Below are 21,770 nucleotides of genomic sequence, written 5' to 3'. Positions count from 1 at the left end.
TCCCGGTCAGGCCGGCATCTCGTCGCCGAGCAGGGCCAGGTCCTCGATGGCGGCGAGGCCGTAGAGGGCGGTGTCGTCGGTGGACACCCAGGCCGCCTCGCTCCCTTCGACCGGGGTGGCCGGTCCGGTCAGCTTCCCGGTCTTCCAGGGGGAGGACTCGGTGTAGCCGTCGGAGCCGTAGAACTCGGCCCAGGCGCGCTTGGCGAGGGCCGCGTCGCCGGTCTGTACGGCGGCGTAGGCGTCGAGGGGCGAGTGGCCCTGGAAGAACAGCAGGAAGGCGGCCTCGATGGTGTCGGCACCGGAGGGGTGCGGGGTGATCGTGCCGAGGACACCGGACTTGGCTGTGTCCTCCCCGTACTGCGCGATCTCCTTGTTGACCGCGTCGGCGGGCTTGTGGGCCTGGCGCTGAACATCAGGGAGGCGAGGTACTGGCCGGTCTTCTTGCCGTCCGTGGTGGGGATCGGCGCCAGGCCGCACTCGCTGTCGCCCTCCGCGGAGTAGCGGACGGCGAAGTTGTCCCAGGTGAACTCCGAGGCGCCGTGACCGGCGGAGAGCGAGGACTTGGGCTGGTCCTGGGAGACGACCTTCGGGTCGGTGACGTGGCCGACCTTGACCCGGTTGTAGCCGTCGGTCCACCACTCCGTCAGGTCGGACGTGTCGAAGCCGAGTCCGTCGTCGGTGAAGAACGCCTTGCCGTTCTGGCGGAGGTAGAGGTCGTACAGGTACATGATGGCGAAGTAGCCCGTGTCCCCGGGGACCTTCGTCTTGTCGTGGATGGTCTTCAGGGCCTTGAAGTGCTCGTCCCAGGCCCAGCCCGGCCGCGGCTCGACGCCCGCCTTCCGGAAGACCTTCTTGTCGATGACGAGCGCCATGGTGTTGGAGCCGACGGGAACGCCGTGCTGCTTGCCGTCGACCTCGCCGACCTTCGTGACGCCCTCGCGGAAGTGATCCAGGCTCAGATTTCCGGCCTGCACCTGCGACGTGAGATCGAGGAGAATTCCTCGCTTGTCGTACTTCCCAAGGAATGTGACGGCGTTTTGGAAAACGTCCGGGGGATTTCCGCCGGCGGCCTGTGTCTGGAACTTCTCCCAGAAGGACTGGTACGTCTGGAAGTCCGTCTTGACCTTGACCTTCGGGTACTTCTCCTCGAACAGCTTGATGCTCTGGTTGACCTTCTTGGCCCGCTCCTCGGCTGGAAGTACGAGACGTAGAACTCCTCCCCGGCGGGGTGTACGGCACGCTCAGCAGGCCCACGGCCCGGAACACGTCCGGCCTGGTCAGCGCCGATACGGCGGCGATCGACGCGCCCCAGTCGTGCCCGACGACCACCGCGGACCGCTCACCCAGCGCCTCCACCACCGCGACGTTGTCCGCCGTCCCGTACGCGTCCACCGGCTCCAGGTTGGACGAACGGCCGTGACCACGCACGTCGATCGCCACCGCTCGGTAACCGGCGGCGGCGAACACCGGCAACTGGTGACGCCAGGCGTACCAGGACTCCGGGAAGCCGTGCAGGAGCAGCACGAGCGGACCCTGGTTGCCTTGCTGCACGGCGTGCTGGGTGGCACGGGGCCTCCTGGTGGTGGGGTGCCTGGGTGGGCCGGAGCTGCGGTGTTGGTGGTGCCGGTGTGGTCCTGCCTGGTGCAGGTCCTGATGCGAGGGCTGAGCGGGCCGGCGGAGGGGCTTCAGCCGGCGGAGCCGAGGAGGCGGTCAGGGCCCGCGGTCGGATGACGGGGACGGGCTTCGGTCGGGACGTACGGTCGGTGACGGAGCCGGCCGGACGTCGGCGTCGGCGTCGGGCGGCCGTCCCCGGGGTGCGGGCCGCCGGTCGTGACGGTGTGCGCGGGCCGGCCGGTGTCCGACGACCGGCGCCTGGCTGCCGGTCGGGCCCGCCTGACGATGATCCGGTGGGTGACCGGGCGGGCACGAGAGTTGTTGCCGTTTGGGCACAACGCGCGGGCGGCGGAGTCCTGGGCCGGCCCAGCCGCCCCGCACCCGCCGCCGACAGGGCGCGCGTACGCCGACGGCCCACCTGCTGGTCGCAGATGGGCCGTCGGTCCGGGTGGGCGATACTGGGTTCGAACCAGTGACCTCTTCGGTGTGAACGAAGCGCTCTCCCACTGAGCTAATCGCCCGGGCGCAGGAAGAACATTACCCCAAGTCAGGGGGTGCTTCCGACCGGGGGCCGGGCGGCGGGGGCCGTCCGCCTCCGGAGCCGTTTCACTGGTCCTCGATCTTCCACGGCATGACGAGGCCGAATTTCCACAGGTAGATCCCGGTGAGCACGCCGATGATCACCAGCCCGATCACGGTCAGTGTGATGTTGCGGCGGCGCACCTTGGGGTCGAGGGCCCGGTGGGCCGCCTCGGTGACCTTGCGCTTGGTCCAGCGGAGCACGAGCTGGGCCCAGACGAACTCGGTCGCCCAGATGGCCATGCCTCCGAAGATCACCACCCAGCCGGGCCCGGGCAGCGGGAGCATGACGATCCCCGCGCCGACCACCGCGAGGCCGACCACGAAGACCCCGACCTGCCAGCTGAGGTGCAGGAGCCGGCGGGCCTTGACGAATTCCGGCGCCCGGGAGCCGAGCCCGCGCTCGGCCTCGTGCCCGGTCTCCTGCCCGGCCTCGGGCCGGTCCGTCCTCGCCTTGTCCGCTGCCACGGCGACCTCGCCCGGCTCGTCACTCCCCGTATTCATACAGACAAACCCTACCCGAGTGAATCCGGTCACCGGAATGGTCGTAGGTCTGGTACGAGTTCTCGGCCGGAAGAGTTACGTAAACACACGCAAAACCCTCAGAGGGGTTTACAACGGCACCGTAGGTGGCATGTCGATTTCGCCGACGTGCGAATCCCCGAGCGCACACTGAGCGAAAGGCCCTGGCGCTTATGAACACCACGGTCAGCTGCGAGCTGCACCTGCGCCTCGTTGTGTCGAGCGAGTCCTCCCTGCCTGTCCCCGCAGGCCTGCGGTACGACACGGCCGACCCCTACGCCGTGCACGCCACCTTCCACACCGGAGCCGAGGAGACCGTCGAGTGGGTGTTCGCCCGCGACCTCCTCGCCGAGGGGCTTCACCGGCCCACCGGCACCGGCGACGTCCGCGTCTGGCCATCCCGCAGCCATGGTCAGGGCGTCGTGTGCATCGCCCTCAGCTCCCCGGAGGGGGAGGCACTGCTTGAGGCCCCGGCGCGGGCCCTGGAGTCCTTCCTGAAGCGAACCGACGCCGCCGTGCCGCCCGGCACGGAACACCGGCACTTCGACCTGGATCAGGAGCTCTCGCACATCCTGGCGGAGAGCTAGGCCGCGGCCCTTCCGAGCAGCCCGGCGCCGTCCACTCGGGGAGACGGCTCGGGCCAAGACAACCGCATACGGCACAGGCCGACGCCGTCACCGTGAGCGCCACGGAGGCGGCGTCGGCCTGTGCGCGGCCGGCTGCGCTCCGTGTGCGTCCGGCCGCGCTGCGTCCCGGCGGCCCGGCCCGGGAACCCCTTGGGGATCGGCGGCGTCCTATCGGCGGGCGAGAGGTCGGGAACACAGCGGTGCGGGGGGCGCGGTTGTCGCTACCATCGGCCAGCATCGGCGGGCGTCCGCCCGACCCCCCAGGCCAGGGAGCGAAACGTGCTGATCACCCACGACACCCGGTGCGCCCTCGACACCGTGGTGGATCTGGTGAACACCGCGCCGGAGGACGACGCGGCGGCGGACGGACTGCCCGATGTCCCGGCTCTCGCGGATTTCGTACGAAACCACAAGATGAGCGATGTCGGTGTGCTCTCGGAGTTCGACCTCTCCGCGGTACGCAGGGTCCGGGCGCGGTTCGCGGCGATCTTCGCGGCTCCGGACGCCCGGTCCGCCGCCATGATGATCAACGAACTGGTCGCCGCGGCGGGCACCACGCCCCAGCTCACCGACCATGACGGCTACGACTGGCATGTGCACTACTTCGCACCGGGCGCCTCCGTGGCCGACCATCTCGCCGCGGACTGCGGCATGGCACTCGCCTTCTTCGTGGTGGCCGGCGAGCAGGAACGGCTGCGGCGCTGCGAGGCGCCGGACTGCCGGCGCGCCTTCGTGGATCTGTCCCGCAACCGTTCGCGCCGCTACTGCGACAGCCGCACCTGCGGCAACCGGCTGCACGTCGCCGCCTACCGGGCCCGGCGCAAGGAGGCGGCGGGCTGAGGAGGCGGCGGGCCGAGGAGTCCTCCGCCCGCCCCGGTGCGACGTCGGTCCCGGCGGGTGGCGCCGGGACGGACGTGTACGGCTCACAGCAGCAGCAGGTCGTGCAGCGCAGCCATGAGCAGCAGACACCCGATCACCGCAAGGAAGATCATCAGCGGTGGCTGGGAAAGGGCGAAGAGGCATCCGCGCGGCTCGTCCTTCGGCGGCGCGGCCTCGCTCTGTTGCGTGTCCAGCATCTCGCGGCCGATGATGGCGCACCCGAGGGGCCGTCCGCGATCAACGCTCACGGATCTTGCGGGAGTTCGCCGAATACGCGAGGTCTCGTTCGGCTCGTGAACGGTTCGGGACGTCCGGGGACCTACTGTGTCGTTTCAGCGAGTCATGTGACTGTCATATGCCGTGCTTCTTCAAGATGGCCTCGACGTCGTTGAAGTCCTCGGCCGAGCCGGTGGCCCGGGGCGCGCCGGTTCCCGGTCCGGCCGTGGGGCGCGCGGCGGCCCGGGGCGCCTCGCCCAGGGACGGCGCCGAGGCCGCGGGCGCCACCGTGTCCCGCTCGGCCCGCCCGGTCGCCTTGCGCCCGGCGCCTCCGCGCCGTCGCTCCACGGCGCGCGTGCCGGCGAACAGCAGCCAGGCCGCGCCCAGCACTCCGAAGCCCGCCCAGGCGGTGGGGCTCAGGGCGGTGTCGGCGAGCCAGCCGACGACCCCGGTCATGACCAGGCCGACCGGCACCAGCGAGTAGGCCGCGAGGCGGGCCGCCGCCAGGAAACGCTTGCGGTAGGCGGTGACCACCGCGATACCCAGGCCCGCCGCCGACACGGCGGAGCAGACTGTCTCGGCAATCATCCGTCCTCCTGGCGGGCTCGTTCGTCGCTTCCATCGTGCACCGCCCGGTCCCCGCGATGCCATGCCCCGGCCGGACATCAGGGACATCTCCGGGTCGCCTCCTACTGGAGTGCCGGTCCGGGTCCGATGCCCGGGGTGCCGGTCCCCGCCCCTCACGGGCCGGCCCAGGTCCCGATTGGGTCGCCCGGTCCCGGCCTGGAAGACTGGTGGGCATGAGCGACTCCTCCCCCGCACCCACCGAAGCCCTCGTCCTCGACGTCTGGTGCGAATTGCAGTGCCCCGACTGCCGCACCGCCCTGGACGACGTCCGCGCCCTGCGCGCCCGCTACGGCGACCGGCTGGAGCTGCGGCTGCGGCACTTCCCGCTGGAGAAGCACAAGCACGCCTTCGCCGCGGCGCAGGCCGCCGAGGAGGCGCTGGAGCAGGGCAAGGGCTGGCCGTACGTGGAGGCCGTGCTGGAGCGGGTGGCGGAGCTGGACCGTCAGGGAGAACCCCTCCTGGTCGAGGTGGCACGGGAACTCGGCCTGGACGCCGAGGAGTTCGACACCGCGTTGATCGACGGCCGGCACATCCTGGCCGTCGACGCCGACCAGGCCGAGGGCAAGGCGATCGGCGTCACGGGCACCCCGACGTACGTCATCGGCGGCGAGCGCCTCGACGGCGGCAAGAGCCAGGAGGGGCTGCGCGAGCGCGTCGAGGAGATCGCGGACCGGCTGCTGGCCGACCGGGAGGCCTGACCGGGGGCGGGGCCAGGGTCCGGGGCGGCTCGGGGCCCGGCGGCGCGGGCGCCGTCGTTCCACGGCACGTGGCACGGGCCCGCGCGGTCCTACAGCAGGGGCTTGCTCAGGGAATGGGTCACGGTCTCGTAGCCGAGTGACGCGTAGAGCCGTTCGGCCGGGGTGTTGTCCGCGAACACGTTGAGGCCGAGGACCGTCCGGCCGGCCTCGATCGCCTGGCGTTCCGCCAGCAGCATGAGCGTACGGCCGTGGCCCAGCCCGCGGTGGGCGGCGCCGGTCTCCACGTCGAAGACGAACGCCTTGGCGTCCTCCAGGGCCAGCCAGAGGGTGCCCACCGGGACGCCCTCGTGCTCCAGCACGCTGAAGAGCGCGTCCTCGGTCGCGAGCCCGTGCGGCAGCAGCCGCGCGTGGTCGCCGCGGGCCTTGGCGCGGGCCGCGGCCTCGGGGACGCCCCGCCCGATCCACCCGCGCGCGTACCGCTCGCTCTCCGCCTCCCGCCAGGCGGCGAACTCGGCCTCGGTCATGGGGCGCGCGCGGCTGCCCGGCGGCAGCGCGGGCGGGGTGGCGCCGAGGCGTTTCTCCATGCCGCGGTTGCGCACCGTGTAGCCGAGGGCCCCGAACAGGCGCAGCGCGGCGTCCGCCGTGGCGGGCACCACCGCCTCCATCTGTACGCAGCCCCAGCCCCGGGCGACCTCCTCCGCGGCGAGCGCGGCCACGGTGCCCCGGCCGCGCCGCCGGTCGGGCTCGGCGATCCGCAGGTCGACGACACGGGCCACCGAGTCGCCGAGGGACGGCGAGGTGCCGAGGTGGATCTCGCCGACGGGACGGCTGTTCACGCACACCGCGTAGCGGCGGGAACGGGATCCGTCGGGGTGCTGCTGGAGCGGCTCGGCCGGCCGCAGGGTCGTGGTCATCACAGGTGTTCTACCCACGACGACCGCCCGGCGTCAGCCCGTTTTGCGGCTCAGGGTTCCAGGTCCCGCCCGGCCCGGTCGTCGAAGATCCGCATGGCCTCGGCGGTCACCGGGCCCCGGGTGCCGGGCAGTTGGCGGTCGTCGATCTGGTGCAGGGCCTGTACGTCCCGCAGGGTGGAGGTCAGGAAGACCTCGTCGGCGCGCCGGAGGGCGTCCAGCGGCAGGTCGGTCTCCTTGGCGCCGACCCACTCGACGACCAGGGCCCGGGTGATGCCGGGCAGGCAGCCCGAGGTGACCGGCGGGGTGTGGATCTCGCCGTCCAGGACGACGAAGACGTTGGACCCCGTGCCCTCGCAGAGCTGTCCGACCGTGTTGCCGAACAGCGCCTCGGAGGCGCCGTGTTGGTGGGCGCGGGCCAGGGCGACGACGTTCTCCGCGTACGAGGTGCTCTTCACGCCGGCGAGGGCGCCGCGTTCGTTGCGGGTCCACGGGACGGTGATCGCCGCCGTGGAGTCGGGGCGGCGGCTCGTCTCGCCGAGGGCCACCACCAGTGTCGGGCCCTGGTCGCCGCGGTCGGAGCCGAGCGGGCCGTGGCCTCCGGTGTAGGTGATCCGCAGCCGGCCCAGCGGCACCGGGTCGGCCTCCAGGACGGCCGCACAGGCGCGGCGCACCTCGTCGTGGTCGGGGTCGGGCAGGCCGAGGCCGCGGGCCGAGCGGGTCAGCCGGTCCAGGTGCCGGGTGAGCGCGAAGGGCGTGCCGTGGACCGCCTTGACGGTCTCGAAGACGCCGTCACCGACGGTCAGCCCGTGGTCGAGGACGGAGATCCGGGCGGATTCCAGGTCCCGCAGCTCGCCGTCCAGCCAGATCCTCATAGGAGCGCCCCCTCGGTCTCGTCGTACACACCCGACGCTACCGCGAGCAGCCGGGACGCCTTCAGCTCGGTCTCGCGCCACTCCCCCTCCGGGTCGGATCCCCAGGTGATGCCGGCCCCGGTGCCGAAGCGCAGGGCGCCCGCGGCGCGGTCGATCCAGAAGGTGCGGATGCCGACGGCCAGCTCGGCGGTGCCCCGGTCGGCGTCCACCCAGCCGATGCCGCCGCAGTACGGGCCGCGCGGCGCCGGCTCCAGCGCCTCGATGATCGTCAGGGCGCTCGGCTTGGGGGCGCCGGTGACCGAGCCGGGCGGGAAGGCCGCGGCCAGCAGCTCCGGCCAGCCGGCGTCCGCCCGCAGCTCGCCGCGGACCGTCGAGACGAGGTGGACGAGCCCCGGGTGCTTCTCGACGGCGCACAGGTCGGGGACGGTCACGCTGCCGGTCGCGCAGACGCGGCCGATGTCGTTGCGGACCAGGTCCACGATCATCACGTTCTCGGCGTAGTCCTTCTCCAGGAGGTCCGCCTCGGTGCGCCCGGTGCCCTTGATCGGTCCCGACTCGACGGTGCGGCCGTCCCGGCGCAGGAACAGCTCGGGCGAGGCGGTGGCGATCTCCACGCCGTGCTCCGGCAGCCGGATCGTCCCCGCGTACGGCGCCGGGTTGCCGCGGGCCAGCAGGGCGGTCAGGGCGTCCACGTCGGCGCCGGGGTCGACCGGCGCGCTGAGCACGCGGCAGAGATTGGCCTGGTAGACCTCGCCCGCCGCGATGTGCTCGCGGATGCGGTGGACGGCCGCCGTGTACGCGGCGCGGTCCAGGGAGGAGGTCCAGTCCCCCGGCCGCGGGCCCCGCCACCGGCCGGGCACCGGCGCGGGCACCGGCTCCTCGCGTACGTCCGCGAAGCGCGCGCAGGTCAAGCGGCCCTCGAAGTCCGCGCAGACGGCCCAGAAACCGGTGGAGTCCAGGGCGGCCGGATCGCTGGTGACGTCGAGGAGGCCGGTGGCGACGCGGTCGCCGAAACGGGCCAGCGCGGGGAGTCCGGATGGGTGGTGGAGCACGTGGTCGAGTCTAGGACGGGTGTCCGGGAGGTGGCTCCGGGATGTCCCGGAGGGGGCCCTGACCACGGGGTCCGTCGAGTGCACCGCAGCACGCTGCGCAAACGCGTTTTTGTGCTGGCCCGGGAATCCGCTAGAGTTCAACACGTCGCCGGGACGCGGAAGCGGACCGAAACGACAAGCGGACGTAGCTCAGTTGGTAGAGCGCAACCTTGCCAAGGTTGAGGTCGCGAGTTCGAGCCTCGTCGTCCGCTCGAAGGAGAAGGGGTCGTCCCGATCCCCTTACACTCCTGGTGGAGTGGCCGAGAGGCGAGGCAACGGCCTGCAAAGCCGTCTACACGGGTTCAAATCCCGTCTCCACCTCCAAGGACGATTAGCTCAGCGGGAGAGCGCTTCCCTGACACGGAAGAGGTCACTGGTTCAATCCCAGTATCGTCCACTGGATCTTCGGATCCTGGATCTTCTCGAAGATCCCGCCCGCGCGATTAGCTCAGCGGGAGAGCGCTTCCCTGACACGGAAGAGGTCACTGGTTCAATCCCAGTATCGCGCACCGCCTGTGACTTCCAGGTCACAGCCCGCGGACGATTAGCTCAGCGGGAGAGCGCTTCCCTGACACGGAAGAGGTCACTGGTTCAATCCCAGTATCGTCCACACCGCAAGGAGCCCCCGGCCGTCTCGTACGGCCGGGGGCTTCTGCGTGTGCTCAGCCGGGGATCAGCTGGAGAAGAGCATGTGGCCGAAGCTCTTGTGGCGCTGGTGGCCGTAGTGACCGTGACCGCCGTGGCCGCCGTGCGGGGCGCCCCAGGCGGGCGCGGGCGGAGCCGCCGGGTAGGCCTGCGGAGCGGGCGGGGGCGGCGGGGCCGGCTGCGACCACTGGGCCTCCAGACGGGTCAGCGCCTCCAGTTCGCCGTAGTCGAGGAATATGCCGCGACAGCCGCTGCACTGCTCGATCTGGACGCCGTTGCGGTTGTAGGTGTGCATCGGCGCATGGCACTTCGGACACTGCATGGTCGGCTCAACTCCTCGCCGGTCGGTCCTGCTTCGTGTTTCCCCAGGACAGACTCCGTCCGGCCCCGGGCGGTTGCAGCCTAGTCCGGGAATCCGGGCGCGGACCGAGGGGGACGCGGGAGGCCGGCGGCGACGGACGGCATGCGCGCGCACGCGTCCACCAATGCCTGTTCCACCTCGTCCAGCGGGCGGTCGGCGGCGAGCGCCTTGGTGACCGCGCGGGCGGCCGTCTGCACGGTGAGCGCGCGGGCCGGGACGTCCAGGGCGGTCCAGGGGTCGCCGTCCGCGGGCACGGCCGGGCCGCCGGCCCGTCGGTAGGCGGTCAGGAAGCGGGTCCACTCGTCGGGCGGGAGGAGTCCGCAGGCGTACCAGGCGGCGGGGCGGGCGAGGTCCCAGGCCGGGACGCCGGCACCGAGGTCGTCCACGTCGATCAGCTTCCACGGGCCGTCCGGTGCCGGGTGCCGGACGAGCTGGCCGAGGTGCAGGTCGCCGTGGCAGAGGGCCGGCGGGCCGGGCATCGGCGCCTGCGCGCGGGCCCAGGCGGGCAGGGCCGCCCAGGCGTCCAGGACGGGACGGGCGGCCGTGTGGGCGGTCGTGCCGGGCGTGGTGCGCAGGGTCGCCTGGAGGCGGTCGAGCGCGCGGGCGGCCTTCGCGGGGCCGCGCATCGGGGGGAGGCCGGCGGGGACGTGGGTGCGGTGCAGGCGGGCGAGGAGGGTGGCGGCGGCCTCCCAGGGAGCGGCGTCCGGGTCGTCCGGGTCCACGGGGACGCCGTACGGCCAGAAGGTGACCAGGCGGTCGTGCAGGGTGGCCGTGTCCGGGGTGAGCGGCGGCAGGAGCAGGTCGGGGAGGCGGGCGGCCGTGGTGACGCGGAGGGTGAGTGCGGCGGGGTCCGTGTCCGGGGCGTGGGCCTTGGCGACGGTGGCGTCGTGGCGGACGACGGTGGCGTCCCGGCGGTCGGCGAGGGGGGCGCTGGGACAGGAGCAGGGGGCGGTGGGGGTACGGGGGTGAGCGGCGGCCTTGGCCCGGTCGGCCAGCGCGGATATGAGGGCGGGGGCGTCGGCGCCGGTGTCGGTGTCTGCGGTCAAGGGGGCCTCGGACGGGGTGGGGTGCTGGGGTGAGGGTACCGGGGGCGGGGCGGCGAGGGTCCGGCGAACTCCGTCGGACGCCCCGCGCGCCCGCGGCCGGTGTACGAGCCGCAAGGCCGGCCGGCGCCGGGAAAACGGCCAATGCCGGCGCAGCTCCCCAGCTGCGCCGGCATTTGTGCCGTCCGCCGTACCCCCGTCCCCACGGGGTTTCATGGATCGATGTCCCCGCCCGGACCGCTCTTCCGGGCCTGGGGTCGCCGCTCAGCGCCCCAGCATCGCACCCACGGACGACGCCTGTGTGGCCACCGTCTCCCAGCCGTCGAAGACGAGCAGGAGCAGGGCCGCCAGGGGAAGGGCCATGAGCGTCGCCACCAGGGGGTGGCGACGGCCCGTCCGGCGGGGGGCGAACGACGTGCGTCGCGGTGCCGTGTGGGCCATGGTCCCTCTCCTGACCGTTTGGTTGTCGTCGGCAGCGGCGGGTGTCTGACCTCGGGGGACGAGTGCTACACCCGCCGCTTGACCTCAAATCTAGGCGCGCGGCGCCCACCGGGCGTCATGCCCGCGTACCGATTGCCGGGCCTCCATGAGGATGAGCCATGACCTGCGACGTACTCCCCTGGGTGGAGACGCGGACCGGTGTCTCGGGGTCTTCCCGGAGGGGTAGCCCACTCTGTCCCTATATTTCCGACGCGCCCTATGGGATGAGTTGCGTGACTTCGATCACTCCCGTCCGGGGTGGAGGGAGTGCCGGGGGTGGACCGGCGTCCGGGGGGCGGGCATGACCGCGGGTCGCCGCCGACCGTGGGCCGGTGGGCGTACGGACCCCCGCACCGCCGCTCAGCAGGGCGTCAACCTCCCTGCGACACCGATCGGTTGAGGCCACCCGTGGCAAGAAGTCGCCGTGGACCGGTGCCTCCTGACCGCGTTTCACCTCCCCCCGGACGGCCGACACAATCCATCCGGCCCAGAGGGCGCGGCCTCTGCGCGCAGGCGGCCGTGGAAACGTAAGCTGTGCCACGTCACAGGGACCGGGCAGCGGGGATGAACATGGCGATGATGCGCCTGAGGCGCGAGGACCCGCGCGTCGTCGGCTCGTTCAGGCTTCACCGACGGCTCGGCGCGGGCGGGATGGGAGTGGTCTATCTCGGCTCCGACAAGAAGGGGCAGCGGGTCGCCCTGAAGGTGATCCGGCCCGATCTGGCGGAGGACCAGGAGTTCCGGTCGCGGTTCGCGCGCGAGGTGTCGGCGGCCCGGCGGATCCGGGGCGGGTGCACGGCCCGGCTGGTCGCCGCGGACCTGGAGGCCGAGCGGCCCTGGTTCGCCACCCAGTACGTACCGGGCCCGTCGCTGCACGACAAGATCGCCGAGGAGGGCGCTCTCGGCGCGGCGGACACGGCGGCGATCGGCGCGGCCCTGTCCGAGGGACTGGTCGCCGTGCACGAGGCCGGGGTCGTCCACCGGGACCTGAAGCCCTCCAACATCCTGCTGTCCCCGAAAGGGCCGCGGATCATCGACTTCGGCATCGCCTGGGCCACCGGCGCCTCCACGCTCACCCACGTCGGCACCGCCGTCGGCTCCCCCGGCTTCCTGGCCCCGGAGCAGGTGCGCGGCGCGGCGGTCACGCCGGCCACCGACGTGTTCTCGCTGGGCGCGACCCTGGCGTACGCGTCGACCGGCGACTCGCCCTTCGGGCACGGCAGTTCCGAGGTGATGCTGTACCGGGTGGTGCACGAGGAGCCGCAACTGTACGGCGTGCCGGACGCGCTGGCCCCGCTGATCCGGGCCTGCCTGGCGAAGGACCCCGACGAGCGGCCCAGCACGCTCCAGCTGTCACTGCGGCTGAAGGAGATCGCCGCCCGGGAGGCGCAGGGCCTGGACGGCGTACGGCCGCCCTCGCCGCGTGCCGCCGAGGCGGACCGGCCCACCGGACGGCTCGCCGACACCTACCCCGAGCAGCAGCGCACCCAGCGGCGCGCCTCGCCCGGTACGCCGCTGCCGCGCGGCGGCACTCCGGCCCGGGGCGGTGCGCCCTCCGTGTCCTCCAGGGGCGGGGTGTCCGCGCGCGGCGAAGTGCCGTCCCGTGGCGGAGCGTCCTCGCGCGGCGGGGTGCCCTCACGCGGGGGCAGCGGTGCGCGCGGTGGCGGTGCCGGGCTCACCGCCCGGCCGGGTGCGGCGCGCCCCACCCCGGTGCCGCGCGGCGGCGGCCCGCGCTCCGGTGGCGGCCGGCCCGCTCAGCGCGGTGGTTCCGGTCGGCCGGGGCAGCGCCCGGCGGGGAGCCTGCGGCGGCCGGCCAATCCGCGGCTGCTGCGGCAGCGGCTGTTCGTCTTCGTGGTGGTGACGCTGCTCGTGGCGCTCGGCATCGCGGTGGCCCAGGGCTGCCAGGGCCCGGCGCGCGGGCTCGGCGACGACGGCGTCCCCCGGCAGCAGCACACCCAGCCGAGCCACTCGCCGCTGGGCGACGCGACGTTCGTGCCGAACCCGGACACGTCGGCGGTGAGCCGCGACGCCGGTAACTGAGGGCCGCGTCGGCACCGGTTCGGCGGGCGGGGGCGCGCCGGGTCAGGACTCCGGCCGGCCCGTGGCCACCGCGTAGAAGGCCACCGCCGCCGCCGCGCCCACGTTGAGCGAGTCGACGCCGTGGGACATCGGGATGCGGACCCACTCGTCGGCGGCGACCAGCGCCTGCGTGGACAGCCCGTCGCCCTCGGCGCCGAGCATGAGCGCCACCCGGTCCATCCTGTGCGGGGCGGCCTCGTCCAGGGTGCGGGCCTTCTCGTCCGGGGTGAGCGCGAGCAGGGTGAAACCGGCCTCGCGGACCGAGTCCAGGCTCTTGGGCCAGGTCTCCAGCCGGGCGTACGGCACCGAGAACACGGCGCCCATGGAGACCTTGACGCTCCGCCGGTACAAAGGGTCGGCGCAGTCGGGCGACAGCAGCACCGCGTCCATGCCGAGGGCCGCCGCCGAGCGGAAGATCGCGCCGATGTTGGTGTGATCGTTCACCGACTCCATGACCACCACCCGGCTGGCGGAGCGCAGCAGTTCGCCGGCCGTCGGCAGCGGCTTGCGCTGCATGGAGGCGAGGGCGCCGCGGTGCACGTGGTAACCGGTGACCCGTTCGGCGAGTTCGGGGCTGACGGCGTAGACGGGAGCCGGGAGTTCGTCGATGACGTCGCGCATGACGTCGATCCACTTGGCCGAGAGCAGCATCGACCGCATCTCGTAGCCGGCTTCCTTCGCCCTGCGGATGACCTTCTCGCCCTCGGCGATGAACAGGCCCTCGGCGGGCTCGCGCTTGCGGCGCAGCTCGACGTCGGTCAGGCCCGTGTAGTCGCTCAGGCGCGGGTCGTCGGGATCCTCGACGGTGATGAGATCGGCCACAGGGTGATACTGCCTTGTCCTGGAGGTGGTGCCAACGGCTGGGAAGGGATGGGTTACCCCGGGTTACGCGAGATCAGGCCAATGTCACGCCGAAGGCGCGGGACCGACCCGCACCACTTCGCCGATGACGATGACCGCCGGGGGCTTCACGTCCTCGGCGCGGACCGTCTCGGCGACCGTGGCGAGGGTGGCGTCCACGCGCCGCTGCGCGGCCGTCGTCCCCTCCTGCACCAGGGCCACCGGCGTCCCGGGCGACCTGCCGTGCGCGACGAGCGTCTCGGCGATCTTCCCGATCTTGTCGACGCCCATCAGGACCACCAGGGTGCCGGTGAGCTTGGCCAGCGAGGGCCAGTCGACCAGGGAGCGCTCGTCGTCCGGCGCCACATGGCCGCTGACCACCGTGAACTCATGGGCCACCCCCCGGTGCGTGACCGGGATGCCGGCCGCGCCCGGCACCGAGATCGAGCTGGAGATGCCGGGGACGACCGTGCACGGGATGCCGGCCTCGGCGAGCGCCTGGACCTCCTCCATGCCCCGGCCGAAGACGAACGGGTCGCCGCCCTTGAGCCGGACGACCGCCTTGCCCTGCTTGGCATGCTCGACGAGCGCGTTGTTGATGGCCTCCTGGGCCATGTACCGGCCGTACGGGATCTTCGCCGCGTCGATCACCTCGACGTGCGGGGGGAGTTCGGCGAGCAGGTCGCGCGGGCCGAGCCGGTCGGCGATGACGACGTCCGCCTCGGCGAGGAGGCGCCGGCCGCGAACCGTGATCAGGTCGGGATCGCCCGGGCCGCCGCCGACCAGGGCCACGCCGGGGGTGCGGGTGCGGTGGTGCGGGGCGACGAGGGTGCCGTCGCGCAGGCCCTCGACGACCGCGTCCCGGATGGCCGCGGTGTGCCGGGGGTCGCGGCCCCGCGCGTGCGTGGTGAGCACGGCGACGGTGACGCCCTCGCTGTGGCCGGTCGCCGGGGTCCACGCCGTCGCCTGGTCGGCGTCGTCGGAGCGGACGCACCAGACGCGGTGGCGCTCCGCCTCGGCGGAGGCGGCCGTGTTCGCCGCGGGGTCGCTGGTCGCGATGAGGGCGTACCAGGCCTCGGCGAGGTCGCCGTCCTCGTACCCGCGCCGCACCCAGGTGATCTCGCCCGCGTCCGCCATGGCCTCGACCGAGGGGGTCGCCTCCGGGGAGACGAGGACGATGTCCGCGCCGGCCGCGATGAGCGCCGGGAGGCGGCGCTGGGCGACCTGGCCGCCGCCGAGGACGACCACGCGACGGCCGGAGAGGCGGAGGCCTACGGGGTAGGCGGGGTGTTCGGCCATGAGGGACGGCTCCTCGTGCAGCTGTGCGATGGGCGCGCTGCACCTTCGGAGCGGCCCTGACGTGCAGATTTTAAGCGGTGGGCGGGGCATGGGACACGGGTGGTCCGGCAGCTGAACACCGGACCACCCGTGCCGTGGGGCCTACTTCTCCGTGACCCCCGCCGAATCGAACGTGGCCACCTCGTGCATGGCCCGCGCCGTGCTCTGCACCAGCGGCAGGGCGAGCAGGGCGCCGGTGCCCTCGCCGAGGCGCAGGTCCAGGTCGACCAGGGGGCGCAGGCCCAGCTTGTTCAGGGCCGCCACGTGGCCCGGCTCGGCGCTGCGGTGGCCGGCGATGCAGGCCGCGAGGACCTCCGGGGCGATGGCGCGGGCCACGAGGGCCGCCGCGCCGGCGCTGACGCCGTCCAGGATCACCGGCGTACGCAGCGAGGCACCGCCGAGCAGCAGGCCCACCATGGCCGCGTGCTCGAAGCCGCCGATCGCCGCGAGGACGCCGATCGGGTCGGCCGGGTCCGGCTGGTGGAGTTCCAGGGCACGGCGGACGACCTCCGTCTTGCGGGCGAGCGTCTCGTCGTTGATGCCCGTTCCGCGCCCGGTCACCTCGGCCGGGTCGGTGCCGGTGAACACGGAGATCAGCGCGGCGGACGCGGTGGTGTTGGCGATGCCCATCTCACCGGTGAGCAGCGCCTTGTTGCCGGCCGCCACCAGGTCGCGGGCGGTCTCGATGCCCACCTCGATGGCCGCCTTGGCCTCCTCGCGGGTCATCGCGGGGCCGGTGGTCATGTCGGACGTGCCGCCGCGGATCTTGCGGGGCAGCAGGCCCGGGGTGGCCGGCAGGTCGGCGGCCACGCCCACGTCCACGACGCACACCTCGGCGCCGACCTGACTGGCGAAGGCGTTGCAGACGGCGCCCCCGCCGAGGAAGTTGGCCACCATCTGGGCGGTGACCTCCTGCGGCCAGGGGGTGACGCCCTGGGCGTGCACGCCGTGGTCGCCGGCGAAGATGGCGACGGCGGCGGGCTCCGGGATCGGCGGCGGGCACTGCCGGGACAGCCCGCACAGCTGTGCGGAGATGATCTCCAGCATGCCGAGCGCGCCGGCCGGCTTGGTCATGCGCTTCTGGCGCTCCCACGCCTCGCCGAGCGCCTTGGCGTCGAGCGGGCGGATCTGTGCGACGGTCTCGGCAAGCAGGTCGTGGGGTTCCTCTCCGGGCAGGGCGCGGCGGCCGTACGTCTCCTCGTGCACCACCCAGGACAGGGGGCGTCGCTTGGACCAGCCGGCCTGCATCAGCTCGGGCTCGTCCGGGAACTCGTCGACGTACCCGACACACAGGTAGGCGACGACCTCAAGGTGCTCGGGCAGGCCGAGCGCGCGGACCATCTCCCGCTCGTCGAAGAAGCTGACCCAGCCGACGCCGAGGCCTTCGGCGCGGGCGGCGAGCCAGAGGTTCTCCACCGCGAGCGCCGAGGAGTAGGGCGCCATCTGCGGCTGGGTGTGACGGCCGAGCGTGTGCCGGCCGCCGCGGGTGGGGTCGGCGGTGACGACGATGTTGACCGGGGTGTCGAGGATGGCCTCGATCTTCAGTTCCTTGAACTGCTTGGCCCGGCCCTTCGGCAGCGACTTGGCGTACGCCTCGCGCTGCCGCATCGCCAGTTCGTGCATCGTCCGCCGGGTCTCGGCGGACCGGATGACGACGAAGTCCCAGGGCTGCGAGTGGCCCACGGACGGCGCGGTGTGCGCGGCCTCCAGGACTCTGAGCAGCACCTCGTGCGGGATGGGGTCGCTGCGGAAGCCGTTGCGGATGTCGCGGCGCTCGCGCATCACCTTCAGGACGGCCTCGCGCTCGGCGTCGGCGTAGCCCGGCGCGGCGGGGCCGGTGGACTGTCGTCCCTCCGCCACCGCGGCCGTGCTCTCCTCCTGGTCCGCGGCCGTGGTCCGCAGGTCGTCCGCGTGCTGGACGACATCGGGGGCGGTGGCCCCGGCCGGCTCGCCCTCGCGGGGAGCGGGCACGACGAGGGGGTGCGGCGGGGTGGGCGCCAGGTGCGGGGCGGTGGGCACCTGGCCCTCCACCGGCACGAACTCCCCGAGCGGGCGCGGGTCCGGCCCCACGGGGAGCCCGGAGGGCAGGGGCTGGTCCGGGTTCTGCACGGGGCCCTGCGGATGCGGGACGTCGGGTACGGCGGCGTCCGGCTGCGGGGTGGCCTGCGCGGCCGGGGCGTCGGGCACGGCGGCATCCGACACCGCGTCCGGCTGCGGGACGGCCTTCGCGGGCGGGACGTCGGGCACGGAGGCGTCCGACACCGCGTCCGGCTGCGGGACGGCCTTCGCGGGCGGGACGTCGGGCACGGCGGCATCCGACACCGCGTCCGGCTGCGGGACGGCCTTCGCGGCCGGGACGTCGGGCACGGCGGCATCCGACACCGCGTCCGGCTGCGGGACGGCCTGCGCGGGCGGGGCGACGGTGGCGTGCGGGGCGCTCTCGGCGAGCTGCGGGCCCTGGAGCACGACCGGCTCGGTCACCTCCACGGCCTCGTCGACGCCATCACCGGCGGGCGGGGCGGATACGGCGTCCTGCCTGGCGGCTACGGGTACGGCGGGCTGCGCCGGGGTCGGCTGCGACGGCTCGGCTCGGGGTGCCTCGGCGGCGGCCGGGACGGCCGGCTCCGGCGCCTGGCCGCCGTCGGTATGCGGTGCCTCCGCGACCGGGACGGCGGGCTGCGGCGTCTGGGGTGCGGTCGGCTGCGCGGCCGGGGCGGCCGTGGGGTGCGGGGCGACGGTGGGTTCCGCGGCCTGGGCGGGTGCCGGGTCGGTGCCGTCGACCGCTACCTGGGCCGGTGTCGGATCGGCACCGTCGACCGCTGCCTGGGCGGTGGCCGCGTCGGGGACCGGGGCTGCGCTCTGGGCGGCGATCGCCTCGGTGGCTTCGCCCGCGCCATGAGGGGGAACCTCTTCGGCGGACTCCACCGCACCCTGGGGGGAGACGGCGGCCTGGGCTTCGGCGGACGCGTGGGCGTCGGCGGGAAGGTGAGGCTGTGCGGGGTCGGCAGGGTCCGCGGTGGCAATCTGCTGCGCTTCGGCACTCTGCGGCTCATCGGCAGCCTGCTCGGCGCCGGCCGGCTGCGCAGGGGCGGCGGGCTGCGCCGCACCAGCGGCATCCCCGGCAACGACAGCCTGCGGAACCTCGGCAATCGGCGCACCATCGGCAGCCTGCACCGCATCGGCAACCTGCGCAGGACCAGTGGGCTGCACCGCGCCAGCCGCATCCCCGGCAACGACAGCCTGAGGAGCCGCGGCAGTCGGCGCGCTGTCGGCGGACCGCACCGCGTCCATAACCTGCGCAGTCTCAGCGGACTGCACCCCGCCAGCCGCATCCTCAGCAACGACAGCCTGCGGAACCTCGGCAATCGGCGCACCATCGGCAGCCTGCACCACATCAGCAACCTGCGCAGGCTCAGCGGACTGCACCCCGCCAGCCGCATCCCCGGCAACGACAGCCTGAGCGGGATCGGCGGGGTGCGCGACGTCGGCGGACTGCTCGGTGAGCTGGTCCGCAGCAGCGACGTCCCCGGTGCCGGGGAGCTGTTCGGCGTCCGCGGCCTGCGCAGTCTCAGTGGCCTGCCCGGCATCGATGGGCTGCGCCGTCTCGCCCTGCTGCACGCCATCGGCCGCCTGCGCCGGTGCCGTCGGCTGAGCCGCGTCCCCGGCCCCTGCCTGAGCCGCGTCGCCAGCCACTGCCTGAGCCGCATCCCCGGCCGCTGGCTGAGCCGCGACCTCCCCGGCCGCTGCCTGAGCCACTGCCTGAGCCGCCGCCTCGGCCGGCGTACCGGCGGCCGGACCCGCGTCCGCGGCCCCCTCGGCACCGGTGGCCTCCGAAGGCAGTGCGCCGGTCGGTACGGCCTGTGCCGGCGCCGGCTCGGCCGGAACGCTCCGGGCCGCCGGGTCCGTCCCGGAGGCCTCCGGCGTCGGAGGCACCTGGTCGGCCCCGTCCTGCCCGTGCGCCGGCCCTGGCGCTCCGTCAGCGGCCTGTACGTCCGTGGGCGCCGCGTCGGCGACGGTCCCGCCGTCTGCGGAGGCCACGTCGGCCCCGGCACCCGGCGTCACCGGTGCCGTGTACACCCCGTCGTGCGCGTGGACCGGCTGGACCCCGTCATGGCCGTGGACGACCTGTACGTGGCCGGTGTCGGTCGGGGACGACGCCTGGCCGGTGAGGCGGGCCACCGCCGCCTGGGCCGCGCCGGACGGGTCAACCGTTTCGGCAGCCGGGGTCTGGGTGGCGACCTGTGCCGCGCCCCAGGGGGCCGCGCTCTGCGGAGCCGCCTGCGACTGGGCGTCGAGGTATTCGGGGCCGCTCGCCGCCGGTCCGGGCTGCCGCACCGGCGCTCCCGCGGGGCCGCGGTCGGCGAGGGAGCGGACCGGGCTGGCGGAGGCGTCGGGGATCGGCGGGCCGAGGTGCAGCGGGCGGCGCGGCGGCTGCGGGGCGGTGGCCGGGTCGTGCGGCGCCGAGAGGATGGGCGACGGCGGCACCGACGCCGGGCCCGGGTTGGGCAGGCGGACACCGCTGAGGTCGACCGAGCCGCTGTCACGGCCGGCCGTCTCGTGTGGGCCCGGCTCGTGGACGGCTTCCACCACCGGTTCCGGAGCGGGTGGCGGCACCTCGTTGCCCCACGCGCCCTGGGCACCCGGCAGCAGCAGGTCTTCGTCCTCGGCGGGAGCCTCGGAGAGGTAGGCGTACGCACCGTGCGCGGGAACGCCCGGCTGCTCCACCATGCCTGCGCTCTCCGGCTGCCCCTCGCCCGGGACCTGGCCGGTGTCGGTCATGCGTACCCCTCGCCCATCGGTTAGTGCTCCTACGACCAGCTCACCCGGAACGGCGCACCGACCGCCCGCAGTGAAGAACGAGCGTCCGTGCCCAGCGGCACGAACGACCCGCCGGAAAAGGCGACAAAGCCATTCAGTGGCATTGTCCCGGTCGTCGTGCCGTCGCGACAGCAAGATCCGCGACAGCCCGCTGTGGACTGCGCCACGTTGCGCGTCCTCTGGTTCCGCCGTACCACACCCACCCCAAAACGGGCGCGCGTTCCGGACATTGGTGAACGAAGTTCGGCCCACCGGTGCGGTACAACGATCGGCCAGCCTACCGCGCGCGGTACGACAACAGGATCACGGGGCGCGGTCCGGTAGTACCCCGCTGAGCAGGAACGCTACGTTCCGCTCGGTCTCGGTCCAGGCCCGGGTGTCGAGTTCGACGGACTGGAGCAGGGCGCACTCGACGCGGTATCCGTGCTCGGCCAGGTCGCGGCCGACGCGTTCGGCGGCGTCCCGGGTGGCGGCGTGCGTGACGATGCGCTGCGGGCGCCGGTCGGCGACCGCGGAGACGACGGCCGGTCCCCCGCCGCCGACCCGTACGACGTCCGGTTCGTGCAGGTTTTCGAGGACGTGCGGGGCGCTGCCGTGCACGATCTGGAGCTGGACGGCGAAGCGGCGCGCGGCGCTCTCGGTGCGGGCGCAGGCGGCCGGGTCGTGGTCGACGGCGATGACGGCCGCGCCGGCGCGCGCGGCCTCGGTGGCGAACGCGCCGCTGCCACAGCCGATGTCCCAGACGAGGTCGCCGACGCGGGGCCCGAGGCGGGCGAGTTGCGCGGCGCGCAGCAGCTGGGTCTCGCCCTCGCCGAGACCGCCGGCCGGGCCGGCGCCGTAGCTCTCGTCGGGCTGCACCCAGCCGCGCGGGCCGGTGCCCGGGTCGCGTCCGGCGATCCAGCCGCCGCCCTCCTGCGCGGCGGCCGGTCCGCCGATGACGATGACGACGTTGGGGTCGCGCCAGGTGTGGTCGGCGGCCTTGTCGGAGGTGACGACGCTGACCTGTTCGCGTTCGGTGCCCAGTTCCTCGCAGATGACGAAGGTGCGGTGCACGCCCTCCAGGAGGAGGCCGAGTTCGGCGGGGCCGGCGCCCGGCGAGGTGAGGACGGCGACCTTGGTGTGGGCGCGGCAGACGTTCACGGCCCGGCGCAGGGTGCGCGGGTGGGCGACGACGACCTGGGCGTCGTCCCAGGGCATGCCGGCGCGGGCGAAGGCGGCGGCGACGGAGGAGACGGCCGGGACGACCTCGACCTCCAGGCCGAACTCCGGGGCGCGCAGGGTGCGGACGACACCGAAGAAGCCGGGGTCGCCGTCGGCGAGTACGACCGCGGTGCCGCGGTGGGCGGCGATGCGGCGGGCGGCCAGGGCGAGGCTGCCGAGGCGGACGCGTTCGGCGGTGGGCGGGACCTCTCGCAGCGCCAGGTGGTGGGCGGCACCGGCCACGAGGGTGGCGGCGCCGAGGGCGGCCCGTGCCGCGTCGGTCGGTGGCGAGCCGTCCCAGCCGATCACCGTGACCCGGTCGGCCATC

Annotated in this window: 17 protein-coding genes, 6 tRNA genes and 2 pseudogenes; 9 read left to right on the top strand and 16 right to left on the bottom strand. The window is 73.8% G+C overall.

Translation table 11 applies throughout. From position 1 onward, the window contains the following. Window positions 1–6 precede the first annotated feature (6 nt). The 4 genes and pseudogenes from IE273_RS10550 to IE273_RS10535 all read right to left on the bottom strand — a co-directional run bounded on the left by IE273_RS10550 (window position 7) and on the right by IE273_RS10535 (window position 2,697). Window positions 7–1,160, bottom strand: a pseudogene (locus IE273_RS10550) (ABC transporter substrate-binding protein). Between the two features lie 58 nt (window positions 1,161–1,218). Beyond that, window positions 1,219–1,551: pseudogene (locus IE273_RS10545) on the bottom strand (alpha/beta fold hydrolase); the annotation flags it as partial. Window positions 1,552–2,063: 512 nt separating this feature from the next. Further along, a tRNA-Val gene (locus tag IE273_RS10540) sits at window positions 2,064–2,135 on the bottom strand. 85 nt (window positions 2,136–2,220) lie between these two features. Next, entirely contained in the window at window positions 2,221–2,697 is a 477-nt protein-coding gene (locus IE273_RS10535) for a TIGR02611 family protein (RefSeq protein WP_189814870.1), read from the bottom strand. A 191-nt stretch (window positions 2,698–2,888) separates the two neighbouring features. On the opposite strand from IE273_RS10535, the gene IE273_RS10530 reads away from it, so the two are divergent. Together IE273_RS10530 and IE273_RS10525 are read left to right on the top strand one after the other, a co-directional pair. Then, a complete protein-coding gene (locus IE273_RS10530) occupies window positions 2,889–3,302 on the top strand; it encodes an SsgA family sporulation/cell division regulator (protein WP_004002642.1) in 414 nt (137 codons plus the stop codon). A 318-nt stretch (window positions 3,303–3,620) separates the two neighbouring features. Continuing rightward, window positions 3,621–4,181, top strand: a complete 561-nt coding sequence (locus IE273_RS10525; RefSeq protein WP_189814869.1) for a CGNR zinc finger domain-containing protein — start codon at window positions 3,621–3,623, stop codon at window positions 4,179–4,181. An 83-nt stretch (window positions 4,182–4,264) separates the two neighbouring features. On the opposite strand, the gene IE273_RS10520 is transcribed toward IE273_RS10525, so the two are convergent. Further along, window positions 4,265–4,468, bottom strand: a complete 204-nt coding sequence (locus IE273_RS10520; protein WP_189815017.1) for a hypothetical protein — start codon at window positions 4,466–4,468, stop codon at window positions 4,265–4,267. Window positions 4,469–4,571: 103 nt separating this feature from the next. Further along, window positions 4,572–5,024 carry a hypothetical protein gene (locus IE273_RS10515; protein ID WP_189814868.1) on the bottom strand — a complete coding sequence of 151 codons (453 nt, stop codon included), beginning with the start codon at window positions 5,022–5,024 and terminating at the stop codon, window positions 4,572–4,574. A gap of 212 nt (window positions 5,025–5,236) precedes the next feature. Between IE273_RS10515 and IE273_RS10510 the strand changes: the two genes are divergently transcribed. Further along, entirely contained in the window at window positions 5,237–5,761 is a 525-nt protein-coding gene (locus IE273_RS10510; protein ID WP_189814867.1) for a DsbA family protein, read from the top strand. 89 nt (window positions 5,762–5,850) lie between these two features. Here the strand turns inward: IE273_RS10510 and IE273_RS10505 are convergent, their stop codons facing one another. Genes IE273_RS10505 through IE273_RS10495 form a run of 3 tightly spaced genes read right to left on the bottom strand, consistent with a single transcriptional unit; the run spans window position 5,851 to window position 8,599 of the window. Further along, window positions 5,851–6,675 (bottom strand): GNAT family N-acetyltransferase, encoded by an 825-nt coding sequence (locus tag IE273_RS10505; protein WP_189814866.1) that lies wholly within the window; start codon window positions 6,673–6,675, stop codon window positions 5,851–5,853. Window positions 6,676–6,725: 50 nt separating this feature from the next. Further along, window positions 6,726–7,547, bottom strand: a complete 822-nt coding sequence (locus tag IE273_RS10500) for an aminotransferase class IV (protein WP_189814865.1) — start codon at window positions 7,545–7,547, stop codon at window positions 6,726–6,728. Further along, entirely contained in the window at window positions 7,544–8,599 is a 1,056-nt protein-coding gene (locus IE273_RS10495; RefSeq protein WP_189814864.1) for a chorismate-binding protein, read from the bottom strand. The genes IE273_RS10500 and IE273_RS10495 overlap by 4 nt, the downstream gene beginning before the upstream one ends. Window positions 8,600–8,777: 178 nt before the next feature. On the opposite strand from IE273_RS10495, the gene IE273_RS10490 reads away from it, so the two are divergent. The 5 genes from IE273_RS10490 to IE273_RS10470 all read left to right on the top strand — a co-directional run bounded on the left by IE273_RS10490 (window position 8,778) and on the right by IE273_RS10470 (window position 9,248). Further along, a tRNA-Gly gene (locus IE273_RS10490) sits at window positions 8,778–8,850 on the top strand. Window positions 8,851–8,888: 38 nt separating this feature from the next. Continuing rightward, window positions 8,889–8,962, top strand: a tRNA-Cys gene (locus IE273_RS10485). Window position 8,963: 1 nt separating this feature from the next. After that, window positions 8,964–9,035: transfer RNA gene (locus IE273_RS10480), tRNA-Val, on the top strand. A gap of 40 nt (window positions 9,036–9,075) precedes the next feature. Next, a tRNA-Val gene (locus IE273_RS10475) sits at window positions 9,076–9,147 on the top strand. Window positions 9,148–9,176: 29 nt separating this feature from the next. Continuing rightward, window positions 9,177–9,248 (top strand) — tRNA-Val (locus tag IE273_RS10470). Between the two features lie 63 nt (window positions 9,249–9,311). Here IE273_RS10470 and IE273_RS10465 read toward each other — a convergent pair. The 3 genes from IE273_RS10465 to IE273_RS10455 all read right to left on the bottom strand — a co-directional run bounded on the left by IE273_RS10465 (window position 9,312) and on the right by IE273_RS10455 (window position 11,128). Next, a complete protein-coding gene (locus IE273_RS10465) occupies window positions 9,312–9,605 on the bottom strand; it encodes a TFIIB-type zinc ribbon-containing protein (protein ID WP_078611708.1) in 294 nt (97 codons plus the stop codon). 80 nt (window positions 9,606–9,685) lie between these two features. After that, a complete protein-coding gene (locus IE273_RS10460) occupies window positions 9,686–10,690 on the bottom strand; it encodes a phosphotransferase family protein (RefSeq protein WP_189814863.1) in 1,005 nt (334 codons plus the stop codon). A gap of 261 nt (window positions 10,691–10,951) precedes the next feature. Then, window positions 10,952–11,128: a hypothetical protein gene (locus IE273_RS10455; RefSeq protein WP_177235595.1), complete on the bottom strand. Its 177-nt coding sequence runs from the start codon at window positions 11,126–11,128 to the stop codon at window positions 10,952–10,954. Between the two features lie 603 nt (window positions 11,129–11,731). On the opposite strand from IE273_RS10455, the gene IE273_RS10450 reads away from it, so the two are divergent. Beyond that, a complete protein-coding gene (locus tag IE273_RS10450; protein ID WP_189814862.1) occupies window positions 11,732–13,207 on the top strand; it encodes a serine/threonine-protein kinase in 1,476 nt (491 codons plus the stop codon). Window positions 13,208–13,249: 42 nt separating this feature from the next. On the opposite strand, the gene IE273_RS10445 is transcribed toward IE273_RS10450, so the two are convergent. From IE273_RS10445 to cbiE, 4 genes are all read right to left on the bottom strand, one after another. After that, window positions 13,250–14,068, bottom strand: a complete 819-nt coding sequence (locus IE273_RS10445; protein WP_189814861.1) for a TrmH family RNA methyltransferase — start codon at window positions 14,066–14,068, stop codon at window positions 13,250–13,252. Window positions 14,069–14,152: 84 nt separating this feature from the next. After that, on the bottom strand, window positions 14,153–15,385 hold the full coding sequence (cobA, locus tag IE273_RS10440) for a uroporphyrinogen-III C-methyltransferase (protein ID WP_189814860.1): 1,233 nt from the start codon (window positions 15,383–15,385) through the stop codon (window positions 14,153–14,155). 141 nt (window positions 15,386–15,526) lie between these two features. Continuing rightward, complete coding sequence (gene cobT, locus IE273_RS10435) at window positions 15,527–20,203, bottom strand: nicotinate-nucleotide--dimethylbenzimidazole phosphoribosyltransferase (protein WP_189814859.1); 4,677 nt, start codon at window positions 20,201–20,203, stop codon at window positions 15,527–15,529. Window positions 20,204–20,545: 342 nt separating this feature from the next. Next, a complete protein-coding gene (gene cbiE, locus IE273_RS10430) occupies window positions 20,546–21,769 on the bottom strand; it encodes a precorrin-6y C5,15-methyltransferase (decarboxylating) subunit CbiE (protein WP_189814858.1) in 1,224 nt (407 codons plus the stop codon). Between the last annotated feature and the right edge of the window lies 1 nt (window position 21,770).

It is taken from the genome of Streptomyces olivaceoviridis (genome assembly GCF_014650115.1).
GTDB classification, from domain to species: Bacteria; Actinomycetota; Actinomycetes; order Streptomycetales; family Streptomycetaceae; genus Streptomyces; species Streptomyces olivaceoviridis.
Note: the sequence above shows the minus strand (reverse complement) of the source record. Positions and strands in the feature narration are given on the sequence as shown.

What these genes read in the sequence shown, in the direction of transcription:
- IE273_RS10535 (WP_189814870.1), bottom strand. Translation starts at nt 2,697, where the DNA reads ATGAATACGGGGAGTGACGAGCCGGGCGAGGTCGCCGTGGCAGCGGAC.
- cbiE (WP_189814858.1), bottom strand. Translation starts at nt 21,769, where the DNA reads ATGGCCGACCGGGTCACGGTGATCGGCTGGGACGGCTCGCCACCGACC.
- IE273_RS10500 (WP_189814865.1), bottom strand. Translation starts at nt 7,547, where the DNA reads ATGAGGATCTGGCTGGACGGCGAGCTGCGGGACCTGGAATCCGCCCGG.
- cobT (WP_189814859.1), bottom strand. Translation starts at nt 20,203, where the DNA reads ATGACCGACACCGGCCAGGTCCCGGGCGAGGGGCAGCCGGAGAGCGCA.
- IE273_RS10510 (WP_189814867.1), top strand. Translation starts at nt 5,237, where the DNA reads ATGAGCGACTCCTCCCCCGCACCCACCGAAGCCCTCGTCCTCGACGTC.
- IE273_RS10450 (WP_189814862.1), top strand. Translation starts at nt 11,732, where the DNA reads ATGAACATGGCGATGATGCGCCTGAGGCGCGAGGACCCGCGCGTCGTC.
- IE273_RS10515 (WP_189814868.1), bottom strand. Translation starts at nt 5,024, where the DNA reads ATGATTGCCGAGACAGTCTGCTCCGCCGTGTCGGCGGCGGGCCTGGGT.
- cobA (WP_189814860.1), bottom strand. Translation starts at nt 15,385, where the DNA reads ATGGCCGAACACCCCGCCTACCCCGTAGGCCTCCGCCTCTCCGGCCGT.
- IE273_RS10530 (WP_004002642.1), top strand. Translation starts at nt 2,889, where the DNA reads ATGAACACCACGGTCAGCTGCGAGCTGCACCTGCGCCTCGTTGTGTCG.
- IE273_RS10465 (WP_078611708.1), bottom strand. Translation starts at nt 9,605, where the DNA reads ATGCAGTGTCCGAAGTGCCATGCGCCGATGCACACCTACAACCGCAAC.
- IE273_RS10505 (WP_189814866.1), bottom strand. Translation starts at nt 6,675, where the DNA reads ATGACCACGACCCTGCGGCCGGCCGAGCCGCTCCAGCAGCACCCCGAC.
- IE273_RS10455 (WP_177235595.1), bottom strand. Translation starts at nt 11,128, where the DNA reads ATGGCCCACACGGCACCGCGACGCACGTCGTTCGCCCCCCGCCGGACG.